Source organism: Marinobacter sp. ES-1 (assembly GCF_000475255.1).
Lineage (GTDB): Bacteria > Pseudomonadota > Gammaproteobacteria > Pseudomonadales > Oleiphilaceae > Marinobacter > Marinobacter vinifirmus.
In genome coordinates, this window is sequence record NZ_AXBV01000095.1 from 1 (window position 1) to 3,181 (window position 3,181).

Sequence of the window (3,181 nt, forward strand, 5' to 3'; positions counted from 1 at the left end):
CAGTTGTCTTGGGGTTATATAGTCAAGCAACTAAGCGCATACGGTGGATGCCTTGGCAGTCAGAGGCGATGAAAGACGTGGAAGCCTGCGATAAGGTTCGGGGAGCTGGCAAACGAGCTGTGATCCGGACATCTCTGAATGGGGAAACCCACCTAACTTCGGTTAGGTATCTTACACTGAATCCATAGGTGTAAGAGGCGAACCGGGGGAACTGAAACATCTAAGTACCCCGAGGAAAAGAAATCAACCGAGATTCCCTAAGTAGCGGCGAGCGAACGGGGACCAGCCCTTAAGCTGGACAACTGGTAGGAGAAGGCCCTGGAAAGAGCCGCCATAGTGGGTGATAGCCCCGTATCCGAAACCTGAGTCCAGTGAAATCGAGTAGGTCGGCGCACGAGAAACGTTGACTGAACATGGGGGGACCATCCTCCAAGGCTAAATACTCCTGACTGACCGATAGTGAACCAGTACCGTGAGGGAAAGGCGAAAAGAACCCCTGTGAGGGGAGTGAAATAGACCCTGAAACCGTATGCGTACAAGCAGTCGGAGCAGACTTGTTCTGTGACGGCGTACCTTTTGTATAATGGGTCAGCGACTTATGTTCAGTGGCGAGGTTAACCGTTTAGGGGAGCCGTAGGGAAACCGAGTCTGAATAGGGCGAATCAGTCGCTGGACATAGACCCGAAACCGGGCGATCTATCCATGAGCAGGTTGAAGGTGCCGTAACAGGCACTGGAGGACCGAACCCACTGTCGTTGAAAAGCCAGGGGATGACTTGTGGATCGGAGTGAAAGGCTAATCAAGCCCGGAGATAGCTGGTTCTCCCCGAAAGCTATTTAGGTAGCGCCTCGGACGAATACCACAGGGGGTAGAGCACTGTTTCGGCTAGGGGGTCATCTCGACTTACCAACCCGATGCAAACTCCGAATACCTGTGAGTACTATCCGGGAGACACACGGCGGGTGCTAACGTCCGTCGTGAAGAGGGAAACAACCCAGACCGCCAGCTAAGGTCCCAAAGTACCAGTTAAGTGGGAAACGATGTGGGAAGGCTCAGACAGCTAGGAGGTTGGCTTAGAAGCAGCCATCCTTTAAAGAAAGCGTAATAGCTCACTAGTCGAGTCGGCCTGCGCGGAAGATGTAACGGGGCTCAAACTGGTCACCGAAGCTGCGGCTGCATACATTGTATGCGGGGTAGGGGAGCGTTCTGTAAGCCTGCGAAGGTGAGTTGAGAAGCTTGCTGGAGGTATCAGAAGTGCGAATGCTGACATGAGTAACGACAATGCGGGTGAAAAACCCGCACGCCGGAAGACCAAGGGTTCCTGCGCAACGCTAATCGGCGCAGGGTGAGTCGGCCCCTAAGGCGAGACCGAAAGGTGTAGTCGATGGGAAACGGGTTAATATTCCCGTACCTTGGATAGCTGCGATGGAGAGACGGAGAAGGCTAGGTGAGCCGGGCGACGGTTGTCCCGGTTTAAGCGAGTAGGGAGTGGACTTAGGCAAATCCGGGTCCACAATCCTGAGACGTGACGACGAGTGCCCAAGGGCGCGAAGTCATTGATGCCCTGCTTCCAGGAAAATCTTCTAAGCTTCAGGCTATTCGAGACCGTACCCCAAACCGACACAGGTGGTCAGGTAGAGAATACCAAGGCGCTTGAGAGAACTCGGGTAAAGGAACTAGGCAAAATGGTGCCGTAACTTCGGGAGAAGGCACGCCGGTGTGTACGTGAAACCCCTGCGGGTGGAGCGGAAGCCGGTCGAAGATACCAGGCCCCTGCGACTGTTTATTAAAAACACAGCACTGTGCAAACACGAAAGTGGACGTATACGGTGTGACGCCTGCCCGGTGCCGGAAGGTTAATTGATGGGGTTAGCACTTGTGCGAAGCTCTTGATCGAAGCCCCGGTAAACGGCGGCCGTAACTATAACGGTCCTAAGGTAGCGAAATTCCTTGTCGGGTAAGTTCCGACCTGCACGAATGGCGTAACGATGGGGGCGCTGTCTCTACCCGAGACTCAGTGAAATTGAAATCGCCGTGAAGATGCGGTGTATCCGCGGCTAGACGGAAAGACCCCGTGAACCTTTACTATAGCTTCACAGTGAACTTTGAGCATGCTTGTGTAGGATAGCTGGGAGGCTTTGAAACTCGGACGCCAGTTCGAGTGGAGCCAACCTTGAAATACCAGCCTGGCATGTTTGAGGTTCTAACTTGGTCCCCTTATCGGGGATGAGGACACTGTGTGGTGGGTAGTTTGACTGGGGCGGTCTCCTCCCAAAGCGTAACGGAGGAGCACAAAGGTGGGCTAAGCACGGTCGGACATCGTGCGGTTAGTGTAATGGCACAAGCCCGCTTGACTGCGAGACAGACACGTCGAGCAGGTACGAAAGTAGGTCATAGTGATCCGGTGGTTCTGTATGGAAGGGCCATCGCTCAACGGATAAAAGGTACTCCGGGGATAACAGGCTGATACCGCCCAAGAGTTCACATCGACGGCGGTGTTTGGCACCTCGATGTCGGCTCATCACATCCTGGGGCTGAAGCCGGTCCCAAGGGTATGGCTGTTCGCCATTTAAAGTGGTACGCGAGCTGGGTTTAGAACGTCGTGAGACAGTTCGGTCCCTATCTGCCGTGGACGTTGGAGATTTGAGGAAAGCTGCTCCTAGTACGAGAGGACCGGAGTGGACGAACCTCTGGTGTTCGGGTTGTCACGCCAGTGGCATTGCCCGGTAGCTATGTTCGGACAGGATAACCGCTGAAAGCATCTAAGCGGGAAGCCCCTTCCAAGATGAGATCTCCCTGAGGCCTTGAGCCTCCTGAAGAGCCGTTCAAGACCAGGACGTTGATAGGCTGGGTGTGTAAGCGCTGCGAGGCGTTGAGCTAACCAGTACTAATTGCTCGTGCGGCTTGACTATATAACACCCAAGACAATTGCGGATAACGCAGAGCGAAAGCTTAAGAAATTAATATCACGTTCCATCTCGTCCTTCCCAGTGATCATCCGTTTTGCCTGACGACCATAGCGGTCTGGAACCACCTGATCCCATCCCGAACTCAGACGTGAAACAGACCAGCGCCGATGGTAGTGTGGTTCGCCCATGTGAGAGTAGGTCATCGTCAGGCTCTTAATACCAAAACCCCCGACAGCGTTGCTGCCGGGGGTTTTTTCATTTCAGGCCCGGGA

Annotated in this window: 2 rRNA genes; both read left to right on the top strand. The window is 54.1% G+C overall.

What is annotated here, in order from left to right:
• Positions 1-20: 20 nt before the first annotated feature.
• Positions 21-2,912: ribosomal RNA gene (locus Q668_RS14750) — 23S ribosomal RNA — on the top strand.
• Between the two features lie 94 nt (positions 2,913-3,006).
• A 5S ribosomal RNA gene (gene rrf, locus Q668_RS14755) occupies positions 3,007-3,120 on the top strand.
• The last annotated feature ends 61 nt before the right edge of the window (positions 3,121-3,181 follow it).